Raw genomic sequence first — 24,417 nt, 5'->3', positions numbered from 1 at the left:
TCAAGGCCAACGATTATAAGACCAAAGCCATTGTTCTGGATGCGATAAAATCATTCTTTCAAGGATCTCATTATACAAGAGGGTATTTTTATAAATAGCCTCACGTCTATCCGGATACTCTTCCCAGGTGACCTGAGGGTAGAATTCAATTATATGTTTATGATTTTTCAAACGATAAGTACATACAGGAACTACTGGGGTTTTAAATTTGGCAACTATTGTTGCTATGCTGGAATAAATTGCTGTTTCAACACCGAGAAAAGTCCCCTTGATACTGACAGATGATCTACGGGAAGCACGTTCATCCATAACAAAAAAAACGGCATTTTTTTTTCTTAAAGCGGAGCAAACTTTGAACAAAGCGTGATTTTTTTCAATGATGTGCAATCCGGAGCGAGAAAAGTTGTAGTGAATCAATTTTTTAAATAATATTGAAGTCGAGCTTTTTAGTTTGCGAATAAAATAAAACTTACCGTCAAACCCCTCCGTATCAGGTAAACCGATAAGAGGGGCGAACTCCCAATTACCCAAATGCCCGGTCAAAAGAATTGCCCCCCTTTCTTCTGCAACCGCTGCAACTAAATGTTCTATTCCACGAAACTCAATGCGCTTTAAAAGGCGTTTTCTGCTCATTAAAAGCAAAAGAAATATTTCTTTGATTGACGTAACGATGTGACTGTAGAAAGCCATTATCAGACGTTTTTTCTCTTGCTCAGTTAAAGTTTTTTGAAAAACAAGATTAATATTTCTACGTACTTTCAATAAATTAGCGGGAAGCAAATAATACATTAACTTCCCTGCCCAGCTAATACGAAAGTCATTTTTCGCTTTTAATAATTCTGGCACTTATAGCTCCCAGTTAATTATAGCTTCCATCGTCTGTGTACCCACCACCATTGCTCAGGATGCTCCATAACGAATTGTTCTAACACCTGATTGTAACGTAAAGTATTATTGTAAATGGCTTGTTTCTTATCCGAATGAGGCTCCCAAATCACCTCAGGATGGAATTCAAATACATGCTTGCCATTTGGGGTTCGATGACTTGATAAGGGAATAACAGGAGCATTATATTTTTGTGCAAAATAAGCAAGGCTGCTGTAAGTTCCCGCTTTAATATCAAAAAAATCGACAGGGATACCCAGCTTATTTTTGGTATCTGCATGTTGATCCATGACAAAGACTATTTTACCGTTATTCTTCAAGACCTGGTTTATTTTTGTTAGGGCGCCATGGCTGTTAATCAGTTCAATGCCACAACTCGACATACGTTCAAAGAGCATTTTCTCCAGCCGTTTATTGTGAATTGGACGTCTTATTACATAAAAAGGTTCCGTGGGAGGGGCAACATTCAATAACCCTATTAAAGAAAAAAATTCCCAGTTACCTGTATGTCCGGAAAGCAATAAAACGCCTCGTCCTTTAGACTGGGCATTACGTAAATGCTCCACTCCATGCAGTTCTATCAGTGCATCAATCTGCGCAACTCTAATCCTTCTCATGCTCAGTATTTCTTTCAAAGTTGTAGCTGCGTGAGAATAAAAAGCTTTGGCTAAGTGCGTCTTTTCCTTTTGAAGAATTGTATTCTTAAAAACCCGATCAATGTTATCCAGAACGATCTGCTTTCTGACAGGCAATAAATAATAGAAAAAACGTCCCATCCATGACACTGACAATTTCATTAAATCTGGTTTCATCTTTAAAACAGTTCAGCAGCAAAATAGCTGCTCAGTTTACAGGCAATATGATACTAAGTACAATACCGATAAAGTTTTGGAAGTAATAGAGCATTATCGTCATTCATAGATGTTCTAGCAGGTTTATCTTTTAGCAGATCTTATGATAAAAGCAAAACGGATTATACCCAATTATTCCTGGATAAGCGGAATTGTGAAAGTTAAAAATACCTGTCAAATGGTATCTAAAGTGTTCTTATCACGCTTACAAGGTAAACGTCATTTGTTATATGACGTATCTGAAATAGTCAGACGCGATGCGAAAACGGGTATACAGCGTGTTGTCAGAGAATTCTATTTATTTTTAATAAATAATTGTCCCCCTGGCTACGTGGTATATCCTATTTGTGCCGGATCAGATAAACCTTACTCTTACCTCAAAATAAATTGCTTTAACATGCGTTATCCTTATACAAGTCATAGGGTTAAGATAAAACCTGGGGATATTTATTGTGCTATGGACTTATGCCAACATATCATAACGAAGCATAGCGAGGAATTAAATCATTGGAAAGAAAAGGGGGCTTTACTGTATTTTTTTATTCACGACTTGCTCCCCTATCTGCATCCGCAATGGTTTAATGAGGCAGATGCCGATGTCTTCATTTCATGGCTTAAATCTGTTACTCAATTGGCTGATGGGTTTCTGTGTTCGTCAAAAGTGGTACAACAGGATATTATCCAGTACATGAAAGCGTATTACGAACCGCAAAAAAATATTTTGCCCCAAATTATACCTTTGGGAGCCAATTTTACTCAAAGCATCAGATCAAAAGGGTTTCCTTCTAATGCAAAAGCGTTATTTGCTCAATGGAAAGAGCGAATAACTATTCTTATGGTAGGAACAATTGAACCTCGTAAAGGGCATGATGACATTTTATCAGCCATCGAAATGTTGTGGCTGCAAGGAACAGAGCTGAATTTAATTATTGTTGGTAAAGCCGGTTGGAAAACAGATACACTCCAGGAGCGAATCAGATGTCATCCTGAAAAGGATGAAAAATTATTTTGGTTGGAACATATTAGCGATCAAATGCTGGAAAAAGTGTACCAAAATACTCAAGGATTAATTTTTGCCTCTCAAGCAGAGGGGTTTGGCTTGCCACTAATTGAAGCGCTTTATTATAAAAAGGCAGTTTTAGCTCGCGATATTCCCATTTTTCGTGAAACAGGCGGCGAGTCTGTTAGCTTTTTTAAGGGGGAGGATCGCAATACCCTAAGTGAGGAAATTCATTCCTGGCTCAATACCATACAACAAGGAAAAACCCAATCCAGGGGGTATGGACGAACATGGGATGATGCCGGGAGGGAATTATTATCCTGTCTGCCATTAAAGAAAAGTGAACCGGGGAATTAAAATGGAAGATGAATGGTATCAATTGTTTGAAGCTAAATTCCGGGGCTCGGAAGCATCAATAAAAAATCGTTTAAAAATATATTTGCCCTTTATCAAACCCTTATTTAAATTATATCCTGATGGACAAGTACTGGATATTGGCTGTGGGCGGGGGGAATGGTTAGATCTTTTGACTGATGAGGGAATAAAGACTGTCGGCCTTGATGTGAATGTTGCTTTTACCAGGTATTGTCAACAAAAAAAACTAACAGTTATAGAAGAGAATGTCCTCACTTTTTTGCAAAAGCAGAAAGCAGACTCCTGGCTTATAATTTCTGCATTTCATGTAGTCGAACATCTGAGTTTTGATGACCTGCAACAATTAATCAAAGAAGCATACCGGGTGTTACAACCAGGTGGTCTTTTTATATTAGAAACTCCCAATCCTGATAATCTGAGAGTTGCCAATGTTACATTTTGGTTTGATCCTACTCATAAACGATTATTACCCAAAGAGCTTTTAGCTTTTTTGATAGAGCAAAATTTTTATCGCCATAAAATATTGGGGCTTAATGAGAGCAAAGCAAGTTTCTCTGATGGGATACGATGGTCTGAGTTGTGTGCTGCTGTTAGCCCTGACTATGCCATTGTTTGCCAAAAAGTGGGTGATAAAAAAATCATTCACCTTGTTGATGAAGCGTTTAAAAACAAATATGGTGTCACTTTTGAAGAAGTATTGGAACACTATGAAAATGGTAGGCAGAAAGAACTGCTGGCTTTGGAATCACGTATCCAGAAATTGGAGAAGGAGATAATCCGTATCCGGCGCTCATATGGAATTATAGTACTGCTTAAACGGATCTATTCACACAAATTTTGGAAATTTAAAAGACAATGAAGGCAATTTTTTGGTGCTGTGTAAGATGATGCAGTCAGTTAATGCAATAAAAAAAAATTTAAACAGCATGAGGGCTGCGATTTATGCGCTCATGCTTCGTAATATAGAAGAAAACTTTATCGTTAGCTCAAATCCTAATCGTTTACGTGATTTATTAAGAATATTTTTAGAGCCTGTGGCGCATGTTGCATTATGGAGTATGATCAAATCATTTCGTTATAAAGACCTTGAAAATGAGTTGGATACCTCACTTTTCATCCTCTTGGGTGTTCTTCCCTGGTTGTTCACCCATGGTTCCATTGCAAACTCTTTAAATATTATTAAAAAAAATAAAGCCTTATTATGTTTCAAACAAATAAAACTTATGGATCCGGTTATTGCTTTACTGCTTTCTGAGTTGATAACTATTACTTTTGTATTTTGTATCAGTTTACTTGTTTTTTATTTCCTGGAAATAGAATGGAGGTTGGAAGACCCTTTATGTTGGTTTTTTGCCCTGTTATTCTACGTTTTAACTGTTATGGGGCTGGCTTTTTTTGTTTCATGTCTGGCTTTTTTTTCAAAAAATATAGGTAAATTTTTTTCTGCCATATTGCGTTCAATGTATCTTTTTTCCGGCATATTTTTCAGCGCACGCATGCTTTCCCCTGACTGGAGTCAATACCTGACATACAACCCACTGTTCCAATTTATCGAGTTATCACGAAGCGCTTTCTCAAATGAACCATTAAATACAGACGTAGGGCTTAGTGTTTTGGCTCACTCTGCATTAGTATGCATGTTTATTGGCCTGGGCACCTATACTTTGCTCAGAAAGAAAATAATGACGGAAATTATGAATGATTAAGGATTAATTCTATGAGTCTTTCTCTGAAGGAAAAATCGGGTAGTGGCCTGATATCTTTTAAAAACAAAACGTTGCTTTTCCTCGCCAGGAGCTGGATGAAAAAACAAACTGCATTCAGTATTTGCGTCCTGCTTCCTTTGTTCATTATTGGCAGTTATCTTCTATTTATCAAAACTCCTGAATATGAAAGTAGTACCAGTATTTTAATTCATAATTATGGAGAGGATTCCGGAATGAAGAACAAAACCAATTCTTTATTCCAAAAGGCCAATGATAAGCAACAAAGCCAGATGACTTCTTCTGCTACAGTATCTTTAATCAAGCACTACTTGTCTTCAGAAGAGCTGCTATTTGCTTTGGAAAACACTGCAGGTATAAAAGCGCACTATCAGGCAAAGAGCATTGATTCTTTATCAAGGCTTAAAGAAACAGCAAATAAGAAAGAGTTTCTCGATTATTTTAATAAAAAGGTTAAAGTTTCAGCCAATAGCAATACTGGGGAGATAAGCATTGCTCTAAGAGCATTTTCATCTGAAAAAGCACAGAAATTACTTCATTTGATGAGTAAACAAACTATAGAGTTCGTGAATAAAATAGAATTATCCGCTGCTAAAGAGCAAAAAATGTATTTACAATCAGAACTGCATAATAGCAGAGAAAAACTGATCAAAGCCAAACTCCAATTCAAAAATCTGGCGCAAGACCCTACAGTGCATCAGCAGGAATTAGCCCACAAACAGCTGAAATTAAAATTTGCTGAGGCAGAATATGATGCGGCACAGCAGGCCTATGTTTTCTGGATCATGTCATTGAAAAGAAACAGTGTGATCCAGATCTTGCCGCCAACTCAACCCGATTCTTATTCCTATCCGCGGTTACCCTACGATCTTTTCTCCTTGTTGGTTATTTTCAGTATTTTTTTTATTTTAGCTAAAATGATCATCATGCTTATCGGAGAACATATTTATTGATGCAAAGAAAAGTACAGTAAAGTCGATTATCAGTACATTGAAGCAAGTAAATAATACTGTTCTTCTCATTATCTTTAGGCTAGTATCCTTTCATTAATCAATTCAGATACATTGTATGTAAATTAAAAGCAGAGACATCATGTAGTATGAGAAATTCTGCGTAGTTACAAAGGGATTATTTTGACCGAAAAACGCCCATTAAAAATAGCTATTGTTGCCGGTGAAATGTCTGGTGACCTCTTAGGTTCTGGATTAATACGCGAGTTAAAAAACCATTATTCCCCCATAGAGTTTACTGGTATTGGAGGCCCCCTGATGCAACAGGAGGGTTTTACTTCCTCTATTGCGATGGAAAAATTGTCTATCATGGGTTTTACCGGCGTGCTATTGCGCGTTCCTGAATTATTGCGTATTCGGAAGGCATTAATAAAAAGGTGGACTGAAGAGCCACCTGATGTTTTTATTGGAATAGATTACTCTGATTTTAACCTCTCGTTAGAACTTGCGCTAAAACAGTTGGGAATAAAAACCGTTCATATGGTTAGCCCCAAAGTTTGGGCCTGGAGACAAAAAAGAGTAGTGAAAATAAAAAAAGCGGTGGATTTAATGCTCACCTTATTTCCCTTCGAAGCTTCATTTTACCAAAAAAATCAGGTTCCTGTAGAGTTTATAGGCCATCCGTTAGCAGATTCTATTGATTTACAGGAAGGAGAAATCTCCCCAAGGCACCACTTTGGTTTTTCCGATAAAGATAAGATTATTGCCGTATTACCAGGAAGCCGTATGTGTGAAATGAAATATATGGCACCCTTGTTTATCGAGGCAATGAAAGAAATAAGTATACAGGAATCGGCAGTACAGTTTATTGTTCCCATGCCTACTGCCAGGTTGCGTCTTTTCTTTCAAAAGCAATTAAGAGCTAAAAATTATAATCTCAACGTGCAGATTTTGGATGGAAAATCAAAAGAGGCTATGGCAATTGCTGATGTTGTTTTAGTAAAGTCAGGAACAGCAACACTTGAGGCCATGCTACTCAAACGTCCTATGGTAGTGGCATTTAAATGTGATGCCCTAAGCTATGCTATCGCCGCTTTATGCGTTAAAGTGCGTTTTATTTCCCTCCCTAATTTATTAGCAGATCAGGGCATCGTAGCAGAATATATTCAAAAAAAGGCAACAGCAAAACCAATTGCAAAAAGTGTCATCAATCTACTTGATACACGCGTCTCGCAACAGATGAAAACACAATTTAGCCTCATACATCAAACATTGAGGCAGGGAGCTAGTAAAAAAGCAGCCCTAGCTATTTTGGGTCTTCTCGACTCTTCCCACGGCTGATACTTTTTTTCAAGAATACGGTTTGTTTGTGCCACTCTCTTGCCGGAGTTGCCGGATAGCCGGCCATTACCGCACCGGCTGGAACGTCTTTTATCACGATACTGGCGGCAGAAATTACAGCATTTCGCCCGATTTTTAAATGCCCGATTACTCCTGCCCGCCCGGCTAAAACAACAAATGGTTCTAATTGAGAACTGCCAGCAATAGCTGCCTGAGCCACAATAATGGAGCCTTTTCCAACTTTCACATTATGACCAATTTGCACCAGATTATCTATGCGGCACCAGTCGTCAATGATTGTATTGTCCAGTGAACCTCGATCAATGCAGGTATTGGCTCCAATTTCTACGTCATTACCTATAACCACGCCGCCAGCATGAGGTATTTTATAATGTCCATCCGCATCACTGGCAAAACCAAAGCCATCTTGCCCGATTCGCGCACCAGGATATATCCGTACTTTATTTCCCATAACGGTATGGCTGATACTGACATTATTTTCAATATGACAGTGGTTACCAATAATTACGCCATCACCAATATAAGTATTTACCCCAATTTTGCATCGTTGGCCAATGGTTACCTTCTTTCCTATATAAGCCCCGTGCTCTATCTCACAGCCTTGACCTACAATGGCACTTGGCGAAACAAAAGCAGAAGGCGCAATAGATGCAATGAGCTCTTCTTCCGGATAAAATGCCTGAGTAATCAATGCATAGGCTTTGTAAGGGTTTTTATGAACCAGCAAATGCATGGTTGGAGGAGCATAGTCCACATATTCAGGAGCCAGTATACAGGCGCCTGCTAAAGAATTTTTTAATTCTTTCAGGTATTTTTTTTGATGCAGCATACACAAGCTTAGGGGGGTAGCAGAAGAAAGCGTGGCTAAATGCGCTACTTCAAATGCAGCGCCCTTATTATCAATGAGTTCTGCTCCTGAAATTCGAGCCAGACTGGATAAAGAAAAAGGGCCTTTGGAAGTGGCAAACTGGTAAGAAGTCATAATAAAAAACTCATTGATACTATCGATAAATACTACGGTTAGATGCCTGTAAAAATTTTATTACATGCATAACGTCCTGATTGTCTGAAAACTCATCCTTTAGACGATTCATCCCACTTTTTAATGAAAGTCCATCCTGAAATAGAATTTTATAAGCACGGTGAATTTCCCGACGTGCGGTGGCAGTGTATCCATTACGACGCAGGCGTTCTATATTAAGACCATAACGCCTGGCAGGATTACCAGAGACCATAGAATAAGGGAGTACATCTTTCGTTATTTTACTCATGCCACCGATCATGGACATTCGTCCCAATTGAATAAATTGATGAATGCCAGTTAAACCGCCGATAGTAACCCAATCTTCAATGATCACGTGCCCAGCCAGTGCGGTACTATTGGCAATGACATTGTGGTTGCCAATAATCACATCATGTGCCACATGTACCGACGTCATAATCGAATTATGGTTACCTATTTGAGTTTGTCCGCCCCCTCCGGCTGTACCGCGATTAATAGTCACATATTCTCTGATAATATTGTCATGACCGATGGTAACTGTACTTGCTTCACCTTGAAATTTAAGATCTTGTGGAGTGCCTCCAATAACAGCGCCAATACCTATTTGATTGCGCTCACCAATTTTTGTCCAGCCATCAATAACAACGTGAGAAGCGATGGCGGTGCCTTGACCAATCGTTACATGTTCACCAATAATTGAATAAGGGCCGATGGTAACATCAGGAGCAATTTTTGCACTATGGGCAATGATTGCAGTGGGATGAATTCGATTAGGAATAGAGATAACATTACCAGGTACATGGGAACGATCTAACGGACTCATCGACATGAACATAGTTTACCTCCGTACTACTAAAAATTAAAACTCACTTCTTTGATGAATTTTCTTATGATGATAGGGGTCATGATGAAGAAAACGCATGGCCGGATAGCTCCAGGCCATGCGAAACACCAGATTAGCAATAATAAGAAGCTTTCAAGAATACATTTCGCAAAGAAAAGCGTTGGTTGATGGTTATAGAGTTCGCGCCATCTTTACGACGATATCGTTCAGAAGCTGTTTCCGACCAATATTGTTCTGTATTAAGACCTGCTTCAAGACCCAGTCTGTTGCCACTGGTAAAATCATAATTAAAACTGGCTACAAGATTTGCTCCTAATACTGGAACAACCCATAAAGCAGAATCATAAGCTTGATGATAGGTATAAAGATTACTTACTGGCATATTAAATATCGGGGTTCCAGTACGAAGAGACTCATTGAGTTGGCTCTTACGATTACCACCAAGAACTGCAAGGGATAAATCACCGCCTATACTGAAATAGCGATTAAAATCCCAATAAGCTCCGGCCCCTGCTTTGGGTCCAATACCCCAGTATTTTGCCTCGTACTGAATGTAATCAGATTGAGGTGCCTCTGTGTCAAAACCGAGGGAAACTACTGTCCCATTGTAAGTGGTTTCAAATCCCTTTTTAAATTCTGTTGCTTTAATTCCGTAGAACCTGGAAAAACGGATTTGATCAGCAAATTTGCTTTGAAAATTATGGTGAGTCATCAATTCACCACTTTGGAACTCATAATAGCTGCTCATAGAAGCCAGAGCTGGTCCTGTTAACGTAGGATTGTCATCAGCATTTCCCATCGCCAGGCTCATGGTATTTTTCATCAGCGCGTCAGCTTCTGAATTGCCGGCAAATTGCGTACCATGGTTTTTCAGGTTTGTATAACTTAAAACAACATCATTACTGTATTGTGGTCCAAATTGGTAGCCCAGACTTAAGGCATATCCCCAGCGAGGATCAACATCCGATAAGTGCGATACTATATTGCCAGTCGGGCTTATAGTGTCGACAAAATGGAATTTGTTTAATGATTCATCGCTAATAGCAGCATAGACAGCTGAAGCACTAAAAAAATAACGTTTGCTGTCATCCTGTACATCTCCCATGGTTCCGGCAAACGAAACACCTGCATTAGCTAATGCAAAACCAAAAAAACAAGCCTTAGGAATACGTCCGTAAATCATTATTTTTATGCTCCCTTATTTTATTGTTTTTATAACTATTTTTTGCTTGAAGATGCTCATAATAACATGATTTTTATCTTTGTCTACAACGCATATGAAAGCCTATATTTCCAATAAACAGACCTCTTATGAGAGCTCCAGATCCTCAATAAACGCATCCACTTTTGCAAAATGTTCATCCCAGACGGGTATACGAAAACCCGACATGCGTTCAAGTTGGGCCTGGCGACGAGGGCTTTGCTCCTGAGCATAATGTTCAATACATTGCATCCAGCCAATACCATCCAGAGGATCAAAGTACTCGGGAATATCGCCGGCAATTTCATGAAAAACAGGGAGATTGCTGACAATGACTGGTACCTTTATGCTCAAGGCCTCTATCAGAGGTAAACCGTAACCTTCAGTAAATGTAGGGAAGAGTAAGGCTCTGGCATGCTTTACATAGCGGACAAGTTCTTGATCGTCACACCGGGTTTCTATGACGGAATGGCGTAATTGCTGACATCGATCCAGCAAGGATATGGTATAACTGCATTTGGTGCTGCGTTTACCAATAATAACCAGCTTGGGAGCTTTGTCACCCAGTCGGTCTACCATGTCTCTCCAGATATGTAATAACAATACATGATTTTTACGATCTCCGATTGTACTGATGGTCACAAAGTAAGGCCCTTCAATCAATGGCTGGGTATTTATGACATCAGCGTTCCATCCCGGCGCCAAGGTAGCGGGACGCGTTGGAGGACAAAAAACACCTTTAGATTGTACATAATGCGCCAAAACATCCTGAGTAAATTGAGATACGGTAAGAATGCCTTTGCTATGCTGCAGAATCAGATCAAGATTTAGGGCAAATTTGTGAGTATTGTTCGGTGTGCAATACTCAGGATTGAGTACAGGTATCAGATCATGAACTACACTCAACAAATTAATTTTTTTATCTTTTAAGGTTTTAATATAGGATGGTTTTTTCAATCCTCCCTGATCTGTTTTAAGTAAATAAGTGGTTCCTTTCGGCATTGCATTACGCGATCTGAAAATTCCTTTAATAACTAATTTTATAATTTGATAAATATGTTTTGCATTCCAATCTAACAACAATACGGCAATTTGTTTGGATGAGTCCTTAGGTAAAATAAATATCCGTTTATCAAGGCGTATCAGGATTTGCATTCTATCCAGATAAAACTTCAAATAAGCAAGAGTAACACGTGGAATACCATGCGGAGGTCGTTTACGTCTGAGTTCATTTATTAAACTGCTTGCATCAATTAAAATATGTACCATCCATCAACTCCGCTATATTACACCCAGGCAGGCGATTTTAGTGCCCTTCACCCAGACAATCAATTTAATTTAATCATTGCTTTTGGAAGTTAATAATGAACTATAAAAATGCTCGAATAAAAGGATTGTGTCAGAGAAATCGTTATGGCCATTTTGCACTTTTTAATTTATAGTTATTTATGAACAAGATAGATTCATTAACTTATAACGTACTGCAGGAAGCTATTATGAACAAAAATTTATTCAGGTTGAGTTATGGAGTTGTTGCAGCACTTACTTTAGGTTTGTCTGGTTGCTATTTTGATGGGCAAAGCGCGCAAGAAACCGATTATTCTTCTTATGATTCTGCTCCAAGGACTCAATCGTATGGAAAAGCAAACGGTTCCAGCTCAGGTTCGAGTTCCAGCACTCCAAAGGCGGCTGCGAAGGGTACTTCTTCTTCCAGTGAACCCGCTCAAAAAACCACTCCTGGACCAAAAAGAGCAGCAGCTCCGCAACTTCCAGTGATTCAATAATCCACATTTCGGTTCCTCTCTTGTATCTGTTCTCAGGAGAGGAAACCGCACGCTGTTCGCTGGAAAAATTTCGTTATTACACTATTCTTTAATGTAAAACTTCACCCTCTTTAGACAGACAAAGACCCTTCAAAGGAATTGATCATGGCAAATGTAGCTGAGGTACTTGTTGATACGCTATCCAATGCTGGCATAAAACGGATTTATGGCATCGTTGGCGATTCATTAAATGGCATAACCAATGCCTTGCAAAAGCATAAAGAAATAGAATGGGTTCATGTACGCCATGAGGAAGCGGCGGCTTTTGCTGCGGGTGCTGAGGCACAATTAACGGGTGAACTAACGGTGTGTGCCGGCAGTTGCGGACCAGGAAACCTGCATTTGATCAATGGTCTTTATGACAGTCACCGTAGCGGTGCGCCAGTGCTTGCCATTGCGGCACACATACCCAGCCCCGAGGTTGGGGGAAATTATTTCCAGGAAACGCATCCTGGCATCTTGTTTAAAGAGTGCAGTTGTTTTTGCGAGGTTGTGGAATCGGCAGAGCAAATGCCAAGGTTACTGCATCTTGCCATGCAAGCAGCTCGTGCCAAGTCAGGAGTTGCAGTATTAGTGATTTCTGGCGATATTGCCTTGCAGCAGGCACGCCATAAAGTGATGAAAGAGAGTTTGTCTTTTGTCCGTCCGGAAGTGACACCTCCTGCCGCTGTATTAGAGGATATTGCCCAACGCCTGAATGCATCTAAAAATGTTACTGTATTCTGTGGTATTGGTGCTGCCAATGCTCATGATTCGTTAATGCAGCTTTGCAGTACTCTCAAAGCTCCTGTAGTACACACCGTGCGTGGCAAACCCTTTATTGAATATGATAATCCCTATGATGTAGGCATGACTGGTTTTATAGGTTTTAGCTCTGGCTATTATGCAATGGAGGCCTGCGACACCTTATTATTGTTGGGAACCAGCTTTCCTTACCGACAATTTTATCCTGAAAAGGCTCAGATTATTCAAATTGATTTGCATGGAGAGCAATTGGGCAAGCGAACCCATCTTGCTTTGGGTGCGGTTGGTGATGTGGATTGCACTCTAAAAGCCTTATTGCCTTTACTCAAGGAAAAACAAGACAGCAGCCATTTAGACAAGGCAAAGGGACACTATCAGAAAGCACGTAAGGGGCTCGATGCCCTGGCTACAAAGACCGCTGATAAAACCCCGCTTCATCCACAGTATGTTGCGCAATGCATTGATCGTGCTGCACGTGCAGATACTGTTTTTACAGCGGATGTGGGAACGCCTACAGTGTGGGCTGCGCGTTATTTGAAGATGAATGGCAAGCGGCGGTTGTTAGGATCATTTAACCATGGTTCTATGGCTAATGCGTTATCACAGGCTTTGGGTGCGCAATCCGCTTATCCTGACAGACAAGTTGTTGCCTTGTGTGGGGATGGTGGTTTTGCCATGCTCATGGGCGAGGTTTTAACGCTAATCCAGCAGAAATTACCGATTAAAATCGTTGTTTTTAATAATGGCAGTTTAGGTTTCGTAGAAATGGAAATGCATGTTGGCGGAATGCTGGATTATGCTACTTCCCTGACTAATCCTAATTTTGCTGCTATGGCGGAAGCGATTGGTATTAAGGGAATACGTGTAGACAGTGCTTCAAGTCTGGAAAGTGATTTGGAAGTGGCATTTGCACACAAAGGCCCGGTTATTGTAGACGTATCGGTAGATCGCAATGAATTGATCATGCCCCCTGCTATTGAAATGGAACAAGTCAAAGGATTTAGCCTGTACATGATGAAAGCCATAATCAATGGCCAGGGTAACGCCATTCTCGACCTAATGAAAACCAATTTATGGCGACCCGAATAATCAGTCTTGGCAGGTTTTGTAGCCCGGCCTGCTCGCAGCCGGGATCGAAGTGGCACCAAACTTTAATAGTCCTGCGCAAGAAACCCCTTAACCTAAGCCTGTCTTTTAGGGAAACCTGCATCCATGCGGTCGATGTGCGCATCCCTGCGCACAACGCCCTAAAAGACAGGCTTAGGTCAAGGTGTTTCCGAGAGATTTTGCCAAAGCGGCAGAGAACGTACATCTGAATCTTGACACAGTGCGTAGCCCGGTCTGCTCGCAGCCGGGCAATGAACTCATTCCCGTATTACGGCTACGCCTAATACGGGCTACGAAATCTGATTCTTCCCCGATCTACGTCGTCCTGAGCGCGTCTTTTGGCGCGAAGGATCTCCCGAAAATGGCATGGTGCCAGTATTGGGAGATCCTTCGCGCCAAAAGACGCGCTCAGGACGACGTAGATCGGATTAAATTACTTCGGCGCTATCATTTCTTCAGGTTTCACATATTCAGCAAATTGTTCCGCTGTTAAAAAGCCTAACTTCACTGCTGCTTCCTGTAAGGAGGTATTATCATGATGCGCTGTTTTAGCTATTTTCGCAGCTTTATCATAACCTATATGCTGATTTAACGCGGTGACCAGCATTAAAGAATGATGTAAATAATAATCAATCACAGGCTTGTTCGCCTCTATACCTTCTGCACAAAACTCCTGGAAAGAATGGCAGGTGTCAGCAAGTAAATTTAATGAATGCAACACATTAAAAATAATAACCGGTTTGAATACATTCAATTCAAAATTACCCTGGCTGTCTGCAATACCTACAGTAGTGTCATTACCCAGAACCTGACTACACACCATAGTCATGGCTTCGCACTGGGTAGGGTTTACTTTCCCTGGCATAATAGAAGACCCTGGCTCATTTTCAGGAATGATTAACTCACCAATACCACAACGTGGGCCGGAAGCAAGCCATCTGATGTCATTGGCGATTTTCATCAGCGCACAAGCCAGTGTTTTCATAGCAGCATGAGCAAAAACCAAAGGTTCGTGCGACGCTAAAGCTGCAAATTTATTCGGTGCAGTGACGAAAGGCAGGTTTGTGATTTGGGCAATGTGTTCCGCAACTTTGACTGCAAATTGAGGATGAGTGTTTAGCCCGGTTCCCACCGCAGTGCCTCCTGCAGCCAGTTCGTAGAGTTCAGGTAATACTTCTTCCAGCCTATGAATGCAGGCATCCAGTTGGGCAACATAACCTGAAAATTCCTGGCCTAAGGTTAAAGGCACGGCATCTTGTAAATGGGTTCTGCCGATTTTAACTATGTCTTTAAACTGGTGCATTTTCGCGTCAAATACATCGCGCAGGCTACGTACAGCAGGTATCAGTTTTTCGTTGAATGCAACCGCTGCGGCAATATGCATGGCTGTCGGGAACGTATCATTAGACGATTGTGACATGTTGACATGATCATTGGGGTGGATGGGCGCTTTACTGCCCATGACTCCGCCAGCCATTTCTATAGCCCGGTTGGAGATCACTTCATTCGCATTCATATTGGATTGGGTACCGCTTCCTGTTTGCCAGACATGCAGGGGGAAATGATCGTCTAACTTGCCCTTGCTCACTTCATCCGCGGCAGCAACAATTAAATTGGCTTTATCTTTAGGTAATTTACCTAAATCAAGATTGGTGAGGGCGGCTGCTTTCTTTAAAATGCCAAAAGCATGGGTGACTTCACGGGGCATAATATCCTGGCCAATATTGAAATGATGCAATGAGCGTTCAGTCTGTGCTCCCCAATATTTATCAGCAGGAACTTCTATTTCGCCCATGCTATCTGATTCTATTCGTGTTTTACCCATGATTTTCTTATTCCTCAGATGAAATTAATAACCATAAGATTTTAGCATAGCAGGCGGTAATAAGTAATTTTTGTTATATTGTGTCAGATAAAAATATTGGTGAATTTATCATGAGAGAAATACGCATTTATCAAGCGGGTGAATACCAGAGTGGGCAATTACTTGAATTGTCTCCTGAGGCAGGGCAGCACGTGGCTGTCGTTTTACGCATGCAAGCAGGAGAACCGCTTACTTTATTTAGCGGTGATGACCGTGAATTTGATGCACTTATAGAAACCGTTAAAAAAAAGCAGGTCTTTGTTCGCATTGGCACTGTAAGAGAAGTCAGTCGCGAATCACCATTAAGCATCCATTTGGCTCAGGCTATTTCCAAAGGCGACCGGATGGAACTGGTAATGCAGAAATCGGTTGAATTAGGTGTAACCCGCATTACTCCATTAATTACCGAACGCTGTGCGGTAAAACTGGATAAAGACCGAATGACAAAAAAACTGCATCAGTGGCAAAGCATAGTCATTGCAGCCTGTGAACAATCTGGCCGTAATAAAGTGCCTGTGGTACACCCTCCAATCCATTTTGACCAATATGTTGCAAAAGAATCGGCGGCATTGAAGTTTGTCGTTCACCCCTTAGGCAGTAAGTCATTAAAGGAATATGCAGTGTCTCAGCCAGATATTGCCTTAATCATCGGTCCAGAGGGTGGTTTAAGTGATGAAGAAATCAAATTGGCTTGTAAATATGATTTTTTACCCTTATCTTTAGGGCCAAGAATTTTGCGGACAGAAACCGCGGCCATTACTGTATTAAGTATGTTACAAGCGGCTAACGGTGATCTATAATAAATAATTCGAAACGATAAATAACAGAGGTTTTCCCATGAGCGATAATATTAAAACGGTAACTGATGCGAGCTTTGATCAGGATGTTATTAACTCCAACAAACCAGTATTGGTTGATTTCTGGGCTGAATGGTGTGGCCCATGTCGCGCACTGACACCTATTTTGGAAGAAGTGGCTGCAACTCATGGCCAAGCGGTAACTTTTGCCAAAGTAAACATAGATGAAAATCCCCAGGCTCCAGCCAAATTCGGTGTAATGAGTATTCCTACACTGATTTTATTCAAAAATGGCCAGGTTGAAGCAGTTAAGATGGGTTTATTGTCCAAATCACAATTAAGCGCCTTTGTTGAGAGCCACGTTTAAAGATACTGTAGGTTCCGTAGCCCGTATTAGCGCAGCGTAATACGGGAATTTTCCAGAGACTTCCTACTCTCGTTCCCCGATCTCCGTCGTCCTGAGCGCGTCTTTTGGCGCGAAGGATCTCCCGAAAGTGGCACTGAATCCTGGCAGGATGTGTAGCCCGGTCTGCTTGCAGCCGGGATCTCAGTGGCACCATGCCACTTTCAGGAGATCCTTCGCGCCAAAAGACGCGCTCAGGACGACGAGGATCGGGTAGCGCACGGGCTACGATTGCATTTGGAGCGTTACCAAAAAAGTTTTTTTATTTATTTCAGTAGAAAAATGTTGGATCTTGTTAAAAAGCTGTGATAGCCTGTTACCAATATGTGGCAAGCCTTCAAGGTATGACACATAGGCAGCAGAATCCTTAGCTGCTATTCCCTAACAAAATTTTCTCGGATATTCAATTCGTTTAAACCATAAATCAAGTGAGAAGTATGAATCTTAGTGAACTTAAGCAATTACCTATTGCCGATCTCGTCAACATCGCACAAGAGATGGGAGTAGAAAATACCTCCCGTATGCGCAAACAAGACATCATTTTCGCCATTCTTAAGGCCCATGCCTTAAAAGGTGAAGACATCCATGGTGATGGAGTTTTAGAAGTTTTAACTGATGGTTTTGGTTTCTTGCGATCCGCCGATGGCTCTTATTTGGCCGGTCCTGATGACATTTACGTCTCACCAAGCCAAATCAGACGTTTTGGCCTGCGCTCTGGCGATACCATTTCAGGTAAAATCCGTCCACCTAAAGACAGCGAGCGCTACTTCGCATTGCTGAAAGTAGATGAGATTAACTACGATACTCCTGATAGTGCAAAACGTAAGATTCTATTCGAAAACCTGACTCCTTTATTTGCTTCCGAGCGCCTGGTAATGGAGCAAGGCAATGGCAGTACAGAAGATTTAACTGCCCGGGTTGTGGATTTATGCGCACCTTTCGGTCGTGGCCAGCGTGGTTTGATTGTTTCCCCGCCAAAGGCAGGAAAGACCCTAATGCTGCAAAACATTGCCCGCTCCATAGAAAAAAATTACCCCGAATGTTACCTCATCGTTTTATTGATTGATGAGCGCCCCGAGGAAGTAACTGAAATGCAACGCTCTGTTAAGGGCGAAGTGGTTGCCAGTACTTTTGATGAGCCGGCAAACCGACACGTTCAAGTGGCTGAAATGGTTATAGAAAAAGCCAAACGTCTGGTAGAGCATAAACGCGACGTGGTCATTCTTCTTGACTCCATCACTCGTCTGGCTCGTGCATACAACACCGTTGTGCCTTCTTCAGGCAAGGTACTTACTGGTGGTGTGGATGCCAATGCATTACAAAGACCTAAGCGTTTGTATGGTGCTGCGCGTAACATCGAAGAAGGCGGTAGTTTGACCATTATTGCTACAGCACTGGTGGATACCGGTTCCAAAATGGACGAAGTCATTTATGAAGAGTTCAAGGGAACAGGTAACATGGAAATTCACTTAAGCCGTAATATTGCCGAACGCCGTGTCTTCCCGGCAATCAACATCAACCGTTCGGGTACTCGCCGTGAAGATCTCCTGTTAAGCCCCGAAGATTTACAGCGTACCTGGATCTTACGTAAAATTCTGCAGTCAATGGATGAGTGTGATGCAATTGAGTTCTTGCTGGAGCGCATGAAAAATCACAAAACCAACTCTGAATTTTTTGATGCAATGAAGCGCCAGGAATAATCTCTAATACGTAGCCCGTATTAGGCGATAGGCGTAATACGGGTAGTCGTGTCCTGACTTCCCGCATTACGCTGACGCTAATGCGGGCTACGAATACCATAATTTACTCGCTTTCCGCCATTCACTTCTAAGTTGAGATAAATCATCAATGAAATATTCTGATCTGAGAGACTTTATAACCCAACTTGAATCACGTGGATTATTAAAACGCATTGACTATCCTGTTTCACCTTATCTTGAAATGACTGCGGTCAGTGATCGTGTTCTGCGCTCTGGCGGCCCCGCTTTACTGTTTACTAACATGCCTGATCATCAAATGCCTGTTTTGACTAACCTGTTTGGAACGGTCGAACGGGTTGCAATGGGCATGGGCGAGGAATCTATCTCTGCTTTAAGAGAAATAGGAACGCTCTTGGCAGCTTTGAAAGAACCAGAGCCACCCAAAGGTTTTAAAGATGCTTTTAGCAAATTACCTTTGTTGAAGCAGGCATTAAATATGGCGCCCAAATACGTCAGCGGTGCAGAATGCCAGACTCATGTCTGGGAAAAAGATGAAGTGGATTTAACACGCCTACCCATACAAACCTGTTGGCCAGAAGATGCCGCTCCCTTAATTACCTGGGGACTAGTTACTACCAAAGGGCCACATCAAACCCGCGAAAACATGGGGATTTATCGCCAGCAAGTGTTAAACAAGAACCAGCTCATTATGCGTTGGCTGTCTCATCGTGGCGGCGCGCTGGATTATCAGGCCTGGCAACAGGCTTATCCTGGAGAACGTTTTCCAATAGCCGTAACTTTGGGTGCCGATCCTGCAACCATTCTGGCGGCGGTAACACCGGTTCCCGATACTTTATCAGAATACGCCTTTGCCGGTTTGTTACGCGGGCAGCGGACCCGTTTAACCCGATGCATAGGAAATGAATTACACGTACCTGCCAGCGCTGAAATTATTCTGGAAGGCTATCTTGAGCCTGGTGTTGAAGCACCGGAAGGGCCTTATGGCGATCACACCGGTTATTATAATGAAGTACAATCGTTTCCCGTTTTTACAGTAGAACGCATAACCCATAGGGAAAATCCCATTTACCACAGCACCTATACTGGCAGGCCACCTGATGAGCCGGCTATTTTAGGTATGGCCCTGAATGAAGTGTTTATTCCTTTATTGCAGAAGCAATTCCCGGAAATTGTTGATTTTTATCTGCCACCCGAAGGATGTTCTTATCGTTTGGCGGTGGTTACGATTAAAAAACAGTATCCCGGTCATGCCAAACGAATTATGATGGCCGTCTGGTCCTTCTTGCGCCAATTTATGTACACTAAATTTGTGATAGTATGTGATGATGATATTGATGCGCGTAATTGGCAGGATGTGATTTGGGCAATGACGACCCGCATGGATCCTTCGCGAGATACCGTTATGATTGATAATACTCCCATCGATTATCTCGATTTTGCTTCACCTGTTTCAGGCTTAGGCTCAAAAATGGGAATGGACGCGACCAGCAAATGGGCTGGAGAAACGCAAAGAGAATGGGGTAAACCTATTATTATGGATGAAGAAATTCTAAAGAAAGTAAACGGCTATTGGCCCTCTCTGGGCTTGGATTTATGAGTGAAAAGACAGTTAATGCTCAGGTGGAAACGATTTCACCATTAACAGACAGCATCATGCAATTGGTATTGAGACCTGATGAGTTTGTTACTTATCAGGCAGGACAATACCTGAACATTCTTTTTGCAGGTGAAGAGTTTAGTTATTCTATTGCCAATGCACCCTTAGGTTCTCATAAATATGAACTACATATCCGCCATAGCCTTGATAATCCTTACAATAAACAGTTATTTGCCCATATTAAAGATCAAGGCGAAGTGCAATTAAAATTACCCTTTGGCGAGTGCAGCATTAATCATCTGGATCCAGTACGGCCTATACTATTTATTGCTGGCGGTACTGGATTTGCACCAGTGAAAGCAATGATTGAGCAGCTGTTATCCAGCACAGACCGCAGGTCATTTGAATTAATCTGGGGTGCCCGTTCCCGCAGTGATTTGTATATGGATGAAAAAGTGAGTCATTGGCAATCCCATGTCAGTCATTTTAAGTATTTTTCACTGGTGTCTGATGAGAGCAAAGAAACCTTGGCGTCATCTGCTTTGGCACGGCATCCAACCGATCTTGATGAGTGGCAAATAGTATTAAGCGGCCCTTTTGATATGGTTTATAATACAAGAGATGTATTGATCAACAAGGGTATTTCTCACCATCATTTGTTTTCCGATGCCTTTAGTTTTGAAAATAAATAAAATATAAATAAAAAGGAACAATGCACATGGAAACTTTATATCAGATTTTAGGATTGCTTGGAGCAGGCCTGATTGTTTTCATTTTATACCGTGCCATTAAAGGCAAGCCAGAGATGTTCAGCAAAGAAAATTTGAGCAAAAGCTCCTATACTATGGCCATTTTAGCCATAATCCTCATCGCTTTTGTGGGTTTGCTGGTGTTAATGCTGAGAAATACTTAGCTAAATTGTAGCCCGTATTAGGCGAAGCCGTAATACGGGAATGAGCATATTGCCATTTCGATCCCGTATTACGGCTTCGCCTAATACGGGCTACACACTCTCCTAGTGCTTGGCATTAGAAGTAGAATAAGCGCCTTTTTGCTCCCTTAAGTAATGACCAATATTAGGATTATTAATGGGCATTTGGCTTGGATCAGCAATGAGCATGCATTCTTCCACATAAGTCACCTGGCTGCTGTCATCAACCAGCAAACGATACCAGGGATTTCTGGTTGCAAATTCATGCTGACTTGCCTGAGGATTGTAGTTGCCTGAGGCCTGAAATAAAGGGTCTACATCAACCACTATAGCCCGGTAGCGAATCCTTTTATGAATCACCAAATCCCCGATATTAAATTTTGCGGTTTTATCCATCATTAGCTCCCCAATTTTGAGCATCTTGAACAATATATCGGTAGATTGGCCGAGAGCTTGAATAATCCTTAAACATCAGGCCAGCAAAGGAGTTTAGGCGAGGTAAATGGCCAGAATAATTCCTAGTTCATAGAGCAGGCATAATGGGACAGCCAGCATAACCTGAGATAAGACATCAGGGGGAGTGAGTAACATTCCAAGAGTAAAGGCCGCAACAATAATATAAGGCCTTATCTTTTTTAAAGAGACAACATCTATGATCTTGAGCCGCACGACGATTAGACAAATCAATGGCACCTGGAAACTAAAACCAAACAAAAGCAACATTCGGGTTATGAAATCCAGGGTGTAGGCCATATCCGGCATCAAACGTACTCCTTCCGGGAGAGCCTGGGTAAAAAACTGAAACATGAAGGGCAGCACCAGATAAAAACAAAACAGCATGCCGCTTACAAACAACGCAAGGCTGATTAATAGGGCACCGCGAACTTGATCCTGTTCCTTTTTATAAAGACCGGGGCTTACAAAACACCAGATTTGATATAAGGCAAATGGAGCGCTAAGCAACAAGGAAGCATCGGCAGCGAGTTTAAGCGGTGTAAAAACAGAAGAAGTAATCTGAGTAGCAATTAACCCATCTTGATTGGGCAGTGAATGCAGTAAAGGAGTTACCAGCCAGTGGAACAAATCCGCGGCAATGAAAAAAAATAACAAAAACAAACTGCCAAAGCAGATAAGGGTATACAAAACCCGGCGGCGCAATTCAAGTAAATGAATTAGCATAAGTCAGTTTGAGTTGGCAAGATTATCCCTAGAGTAAACTATTTGGCTTTGATTTCCTAGGCGTTTCTCTAATACGTACATACCCTAGATCCACGTCGTCCTTCGCGCAAAAAGACGCGCTCAGGACGACGTGGGATTTAAATAGATAAAAAAACCGTAGCCTTGATGCAGCGATAGCGTATTTCCTACTGGTGACGTGGTCAAGTTTTCCTATGGTCTCTTAGCTTTGCTGGATGAAAACCTTGATTACGCTGTCGCTGCATCAAGGCTACACTTATTTTAATTAACTTAATGGCCGTATTAAATAGCGCAAGGAATCCTGTTTTTCACACCAACAACTTCAGGTCTGATTTCTTTTAAACGATTGAACTGGTCGACGAAGACCACTGTTGGAACCAACGCAGCACAATCTTCTTCCAGTACTTGGGTAAAAGAAGCAATAATTATCAGATCGCCTGGAGTGACTAAATGTGCTGCAGCGCCGTTTACACAAATTTCTGTTGAGCCTTTTTCCCCGGTAATCGCATAAGTTTCAAATCGGGTTCCGGCAGTGATATTCCATACATTAACTGCTTCGTAAGGAAGAATGTTTGACGCCTTCAGTAATTCCGGAGAAATAGTAATACTGCCTTCATAGTCCAAATCTGCCTCGGTTACACGGGCGCGATGTATTTTAGATTTGAGCATTTTTCTGTAAGCCATTATCTTATCCTAAATTAACCTTATTCATTGTGGCTGAATTTTATCCCAGGTTATAAGCCTAGGCTATATATTTTTTGCACTGGCTGCGAAATATAGAGGACTCACCGATCCCCGTCGTCCTGAGCGCGTCTTTTTGCGCGAAGGATCTCCTGAAAGTGGCATCGTGCCAGCATATGGAGATCCTTCGCGCAAAAAGACACGCTCAGGACGACGTGGATCTGGGAATGGCGCAGTTTTGTAGCCCGTATTAGGCGTAGCCGTAATACGGGAATGAGTTGATTGCCACTTCGCTCCCGTATTACGGCTGGTGCCTAATACGGGCTACAAATTGGCACCATGCCACTTTCAGGAGATCCTTCGCGCAAAAAGACGCGCTCAGGACGACGTAGATCGGGAGATGTGTAGAAGAGTCAGCTGCAAGCAGACCGGGCTATAATACGAACCAGAGTAGCCCGGTCTGCTTGCAGCCGGGAAGTACCTTCATTTAACTCAATCCCTTCTTTCTGTTCACTGTTAATACGGTTACAGGCACGGTATAATTGTTTTTTAATTCATAACAGGTGGCAAAAGTGAGGCATAGCCCACGTAAACGGTTTGGCCAGAATTTTTTACAAAACCAACACGTCATTGATGATATCTTGCGCGCCATTAATCCGCAGGCGGAAGATAATATTCTGGAAATTGGTCCGGGATTAGGGGCTTTGACGCAACCTTTATTACGCAAGGTGAACCAGCTAACCGCAGTAGAGATCGATACCGATTTACAACACTATCTGTCAGAACTGCCCATAGCCAAGGGGAAATTACACCTTATTGGCGCTGATGCCCTTACCATTGACTACAGCCAGTTCGGCCAAGATTTAAGGGTTGTAGGAAATTTACCCTATAATATTTCCACACCGTTACTGATTCATTTATTAAAGTTCATTCCCTATATAGAAGATATGTATTTTATGTTACAAAAGGAAGTGGTCGACAGGATGGGGGCAGGACCTGGTACTAAAGCTTACGGGCGTTTAAGTGTCATGTTGCAATACCATTGTGAAGTGGAGCACCTGTTTGATGTGCCGCCAGAAGCCTTTGATCCACAACCTAAAGTGGATTCAGCAATTGTTCGCCTGATACCCTATCGCAATTCTCCCTTTGATGCAGTACCGGTAGAGGATTTAGAGCGATTGGTAGCCACCGCCTTTGCCATGAGGCGTAAAACACTGACGAATAATCTGAAGGGAGTTATCTCTTTAACGCAATTAAATGATTTAGGCATAGATGGCGGTAAAAGGCCGGAACAAATTTCTGTTTCTGATTATGTCCAACTAGCGAAATTTATTTCCAATTAGTGTAAAATTATATA

The 24,417-nt window shown here is 41.7% G+C and carries 24 protein-coding genes; 14 read left to right on the top strand and 10 right to left on the bottom strand.

What is annotated here, in order from left to right:
- Positions 1 to 846: a lysophospholipid acyltransferase family protein gene (locus B094_RS0113815; protein WP_018578409.1), complete on the bottom strand. Its 846-nt coding sequence runs from the start codon at positions 844 to 846 to the stop codon at positions 1 to 3.
- Between the two features lie 17 nt (positions 847 to 863).
- A complete protein-coding gene (locus tag B094_RS0113810) occupies positions 864 to 1,682 on the bottom strand; it encodes a lysophospholipid acyltransferase family protein (protein WP_237762246.1) in 819 nt (272 codons plus the stop codon).
- A 157-nt stretch (positions 1,683 to 1,839) separates the two neighbouring features.
- Here B094_RS0113810 and B094_RS0113805 point away from each other — a divergent pair, with 157 nt between their 5' ends.
- The 5 genes from B094_RS0113805 (at position 1,840) to lpxB (ending at position 7,126) form a co-directional block, all read left to right on the top strand.
- On the top strand, positions 1,840 to 3,093 hold the full coding sequence (locus tag B094_RS0113805; protein ID WP_018578407.1) for a glycosyltransferase family 4 protein: 1,254 nt from the start codon (positions 1,840 to 1,842) through the stop codon (positions 3,091 to 3,093).
- Position 3,094: 1 nt separating this feature from the next.
- The gene (locus B094_RS16310; protein ID WP_018578406.1) at positions 3,095 to 3,970 is read left to right on the top strand and encodes a class I SAM-dependent methyltransferase; all 876 of its coding nucleotides are present in this window, start codon (positions 3,095 to 3,097) and stop codon (positions 3,968 to 3,970) included.
- 25 nt (positions 3,971 to 3,995) lie between these two features.
- Positions 3,996 to 4,817 (top strand): ABC transporter permease, encoded by an 822-nt coding sequence (locus B094_RS0113795; RefSeq protein WP_018578405.1) that lies wholly within the window; start codon positions 3,996 to 3,998, stop codon positions 4,815 to 4,817.
- A 95-nt stretch (positions 4,818 to 4,912) separates the two neighbouring features.
- On the top strand, positions 4,913 to 5,788 hold the full coding sequence (locus B094_RS0113790; RefSeq protein WP_162263930.1) for a hypothetical protein: 876 nt from the start codon (positions 4,913 to 4,915) through the stop codon (positions 5,786 to 5,788).
- 180 nt (positions 5,789 to 5,968) lie between these two features.
- Entirely contained in the window at positions 5,969 to 7,126 is a 1,158-nt protein-coding gene (gene lpxB, locus B094_RS0113785) for a lipid-A-disaccharide synthase (protein WP_018578403.1), read from the top strand.
- On the opposite strand, the gene lpxD is transcribed toward lpxB, so the two are convergent.
- The 4 genes from lpxD to B094_RS0113765 all read right to left on the bottom strand — a co-directional run bounded on the left by lpxD (position 7,092) and on the right by B094_RS0113765 (position 11,464).
- Positions 7,092 to 8,129 carry a UDP-3-O-(3-hydroxymyristoyl)glucosamine N-acyltransferase gene (lpxD, locus tag B094_RS0113780; protein WP_018578402.1) on the bottom strand — a complete coding sequence of 346 codons (1,038 nt, stop codon included), beginning with the start codon at positions 8,127 to 8,129 and terminating at the stop codon, positions 7,092 to 7,094. The genes lpxB and lpxD overlap by 35 nt on opposite strands.
- A 19-nt stretch (positions 8,130 to 8,148) precedes the next feature.
- On the bottom strand, positions 8,149 to 8,979 hold the full coding sequence (gene lpxA / locus B094_RS0113775; protein ID WP_026254038.1) for an acyl-ACP--UDP-N-acetylglucosamine O-acyltransferase: 831 nt from the start codon (positions 8,977 to 8,979) through the stop codon (positions 8,149 to 8,151).
- 127 nt (positions 8,980 to 9,106) lie between these two features.
- The gene (locus B094_RS0113770) at positions 9,107 to 10,177 is read right to left on the bottom strand and encodes an Lpg1974 family pore-forming outer membrane protein (RefSeq protein ID WP_018578400.1); all 1,071 of its coding nucleotides are present in this window, start codon (positions 10,175 to 10,177) and stop codon (positions 9,107 to 9,109) included.
- Between the two features lie 126 nt (positions 10,178 to 10,303).
- Positions 10,304 to 11,464 carry a glycosyltransferase family 4 protein gene (locus B094_RS0113765; RefSeq protein ID WP_018578399.1) on the bottom strand — a complete coding sequence of 387 codons (1,161 nt, stop codon included), beginning with the start codon at positions 11,462 to 11,464 and terminating at the stop codon, positions 10,304 to 10,306.
- 227 nt (positions 11,465 to 11,691) lie between these two features.
- Here B094_RS0113765 and B094_RS0113760 point away from each other — a divergent pair, with 227 nt between their 5' ends.
- Positions 11,692 to 11,979: a hypothetical protein gene (locus B094_RS0113760; RefSeq protein ID WP_018578398.1), complete on the top strand. Its 288-nt coding sequence runs from the start codon at positions 11,692 to 11,694 to the stop codon at positions 11,977 to 11,979.
- Positions 11,980 to 12,123: 144 nt separating this feature from the next.
- Positions 12,124 to 13,851: a ubiquinone-dependent pyruvate dehydrogenase gene (gene poxB / locus B094_RS0113755; RefSeq protein WP_018578397.1), complete on the top strand. Its 1,728-nt coding sequence runs from the start codon at positions 12,124 to 12,126 to the stop codon at positions 13,849 to 13,851.
- A 451-nt stretch (positions 13,852 to 14,302) separates the two neighbouring features.
- Here the strand turns inward: poxB and fumC are convergent, their stop codons facing one another.
- On the bottom strand, positions 14,303 to 15,694 hold the full coding sequence (gene fumC, locus B094_RS0113750) for a class II fumarate hydratase (protein ID WP_018578396.1): 1,392 nt from the start codon (positions 15,692 to 15,694) through the stop codon (positions 14,303 to 14,305).
- Positions 15,695 to 15,804: 110 nt separating this feature from the next.
- Between fumC and B094_RS0113745 the strand changes: the two genes are divergently transcribed.
- The 6 genes from B094_RS0113745 (at position 15,805) to B094_RS0113720 (ending at position 21,164) form a co-directional block, all read left to right on the top strand.
- Entirely contained in the window at positions 15,805 to 16,533 is a 729-nt protein-coding gene (locus B094_RS0113745; protein ID WP_026254035.1) for a 16S rRNA (uracil(1498)-N(3))-methyltransferase, read from the top strand.
- A gap of 37 nt (positions 16,534 to 16,570) precedes the next feature.
- Complete coding sequence (gene trxA, locus B094_RS0113740) at positions 16,571 to 16,897, top strand: thioredoxin (RefSeq protein WP_018578394.1); 327 nt, start codon at positions 16,571 to 16,573, stop codon at positions 16,895 to 16,897.
- A 473-nt stretch (positions 16,898 to 17,370) separates the two neighbouring features.
- Positions 17,371 to 18,633 (top strand): transcription termination factor Rho, encoded by a 1,263-nt coding sequence (rho, locus tag B094_RS0113735; RefSeq protein WP_018578393.1) that lies wholly within the window; start codon positions 17,371 to 17,373, stop codon positions 18,631 to 18,633.
- Between the two features lie 148 nt (positions 18,634 to 18,781).
- Positions 18,782 to 20,251 (top strand): 4-hydroxy-3-polyprenylbenzoate decarboxylase, encoded by a 1,470-nt coding sequence (gene ubiD / locus B094_RS0113730; RefSeq protein ID WP_018578392.1) that lies wholly within the window; start codon positions 18,782 to 18,784, stop codon positions 20,249 to 20,251.
- Positions 20,248 to 20,943, top strand: coding sequence for an NAD(P)H-flavin reductase (locus B094_RS0113725; protein WP_018578391.1), 696 nt, complete (start codon positions 20,248 to 20,250; stop codon positions 20,941 to 20,943). The genes ubiD and B094_RS0113725 overlap by 4 nt, the downstream gene beginning before the upstream one ends.
- A gap of 26 nt (positions 20,944 to 20,969) precedes the next feature.
- Entirely contained in the window at positions 20,970 to 21,164 is a 195-nt protein-coding gene (locus B094_RS0113720; RefSeq protein ID WP_018578390.1) for a hypothetical protein, read from the top strand.
- A gap of 102 nt (positions 21,165 to 21,266) precedes the next feature.
- Here the strand turns inward: B094_RS0113720 and hspQ are convergent, their stop codons facing one another.
- The 3 genes from hspQ to panD all read right to left on the bottom strand — a co-directional run bounded on the left by hspQ (position 21,267) and on the right by panD (position 23,063).
- Entirely contained in the window at positions 21,267 to 21,578 is a 312-nt protein-coding gene (hspQ, locus tag B094_RS0113715; protein WP_018578389.1) for a heat shock protein HspQ, read from the bottom strand.
- Between the two features lie 93 nt (positions 21,579 to 21,671).
- The gene (tatC, locus tag B094_RS0113710) at positions 21,672 to 22,361 is read right to left on the bottom strand and encodes a twin-arginine translocase subunit TatC (protein ID WP_018578388.1); all 690 of its coding nucleotides are present in this window, start codon (positions 22,359 to 22,361) and stop codon (positions 21,672 to 21,674) included.
- 300 nt (positions 22,362 to 22,661) lie between these two features.
- A complete protein-coding gene (gene panD, locus B094_RS0113705; protein WP_018578387.1) occupies positions 22,662 to 23,063 on the bottom strand; it encodes an aspartate 1-decarboxylase in 402 nt (133 codons plus the stop codon).
- A 569-nt stretch (positions 23,064 to 23,632) separates the two neighbouring features.
- Here panD and rsmA point away from each other — a divergent pair.
- A complete protein-coding gene (gene rsmA / locus B094_RS0113700; RefSeq protein WP_018578386.1) occupies positions 23,633 to 24,403 on the top strand; it encodes a 16S rRNA (adenine(1518)-N(6)/adenine(1519)-N(6))-dimethyltransferase RsmA in 771 nt (256 codons plus the stop codon).
- Positions 24,404 to 24,417: the final 14 nt, after the last annotated feature.

It is taken from the genome of Legionella shakespearei DSM 23087 (genome assembly GCF_000373765.1).
Taxonomy (GTDB): domain Bacteria; phylum Pseudomonadota; class Gammaproteobacteria; order Legionellales; family Legionellaceae; genus Legionella; species Legionella shakespearei.
Note: the sequence above shows the minus strand (reverse complement) of the source record. Positions and strands in the feature narration are given on the sequence as shown.

Excerpts from the sequence above, each read along its gene's own strand:
- ubiD (WP_018578392.1), top strand. The coding sequence starts at position 18,782 with ATGAAATATTCTGATCTGAGAGACTTTATAACCCAACTTGAATCACGT.
- poxB (WP_018578397.1), top strand. The coding sequence starts at position 12,124 with ATGGCAAATGTAGCTGAGGTACTTGTTGATACGCTATCCAATGCTGGC.
- lpxA (WP_026254038.1), bottom strand. The coding sequence starts at position 8,979 with ATGTCGATGAGTCCGTTAGATCGTTCCCATGTACCTGGTAATGTTATC.
- B094_RS0113765 (WP_018578399.1), bottom strand. The coding sequence starts at position 11,464 with ATGGTACATATTTTAATTGATGCAAGCAGTTTAATAAATGAACTCAGA.
- B094_RS0113745 (WP_026254035.1), top strand. The coding sequence starts at position 15,805 with ATGAGAGAAATACGCATTTATCAAGCGGGTGAATACCAGAGTGGGCAA.
- B094_RS0113760 (WP_018578398.1), top strand. The coding sequence starts at position 11,692 with ATGAACAAAAATTTATTCAGGTTGAGTTATGGAGTTGTTGCAGCACTT.
- tatC (WP_018578388.1), bottom strand. The coding sequence starts at position 22,361 with ATGCTAATTCATTTACTTGAATTGCGCCGCCGGGTTTTGTATACCCTT.
- panD (WP_018578387.1), bottom strand. The coding sequence starts at position 23,063 with ATGGCTTACAGAAAAATGCTCAAATCTAAAATACATCGCGCCCGTGTA.
- B094_RS0113725 (WP_018578391.1), top strand. The coding sequence starts at position 20,248 with ATGAGTGAAAAGACAGTTAATGCTCAGGTGGAAACGATTTCACCATTA.
- B094_RS0113805 (WP_018578407.1), top strand. The coding sequence starts at position 1,840 with ATGATAAAAGCAAAACGGATTATACCCAATTATTCCTGGATAAGCGGA.
- hspQ (WP_018578389.1), bottom strand. The coding sequence starts at position 21,578 with ATGGATAAAACCGCAAAATTTAATATCGGGGATTTGGTGATTCATAAA.
- lpxD (WP_018578402.1), bottom strand. The coding sequence starts at position 8,129 with ATGACTTCTTACCAGTTTGCCACTTCCAAAGGCCCTTTTTCTTTATCC.
- B094_RS0113720 (WP_018578390.1), top strand. The coding sequence starts at position 20,970 with ATGGAAACTTTATATCAGATTTTAGGATTGCTTGGAGCAGGCCTGATT.
- fumC (WP_018578396.1), bottom strand. The coding sequence starts at position 15,694 with ATGGGTAAAACACGAATAGAATCAGATAGCATGGGCGAAATAGAAGTT.
- B094_RS0113795 (WP_018578405.1), top strand. The coding sequence starts at position 3,996 with ATGATGCAGTCAGTTAATGCAATAAAAAAAAATTTAAACAGCATGAGG.
- rho (WP_018578393.1), top strand. The coding sequence starts at position 17,371 with ATGAATCTTAGTGAACTTAAGCAATTACCTATTGCCGATCTCGTCAAC.
- B094_RS0113790 (WP_162263930.1), top strand. The coding sequence starts at position 4,913 with ATGAAAAAACAAACTGCATTCAGTATTTGCGTCCTGCTTCCTTTGTTC.
- trxA (WP_018578394.1), top strand. The coding sequence starts at position 16,571 with ATGAGCGATAATATTAAAACGGTAACTGATGCGAGCTTTGATCAGGAT.
- B094_RS16310 (WP_018578406.1), top strand. The coding sequence starts at position 3,095 with ATGGAAGATGAATGGTATCAATTGTTTGAAGCTAAATTCCGGGGCTCG.
- B094_RS0113770 (WP_018578400.1), bottom strand. The coding sequence starts at position 10,177 with ATGATTTACGGACGTATTCCTAAGGCTTGTTTTTTTGGTTTTGCATTA.
- B094_RS0113810 (WP_237762246.1), bottom strand. The coding sequence starts at position 1,682 with ATGAAATTGTCAGTGTCATGGATGGGACGTTTTTTCTATTATTTATTG.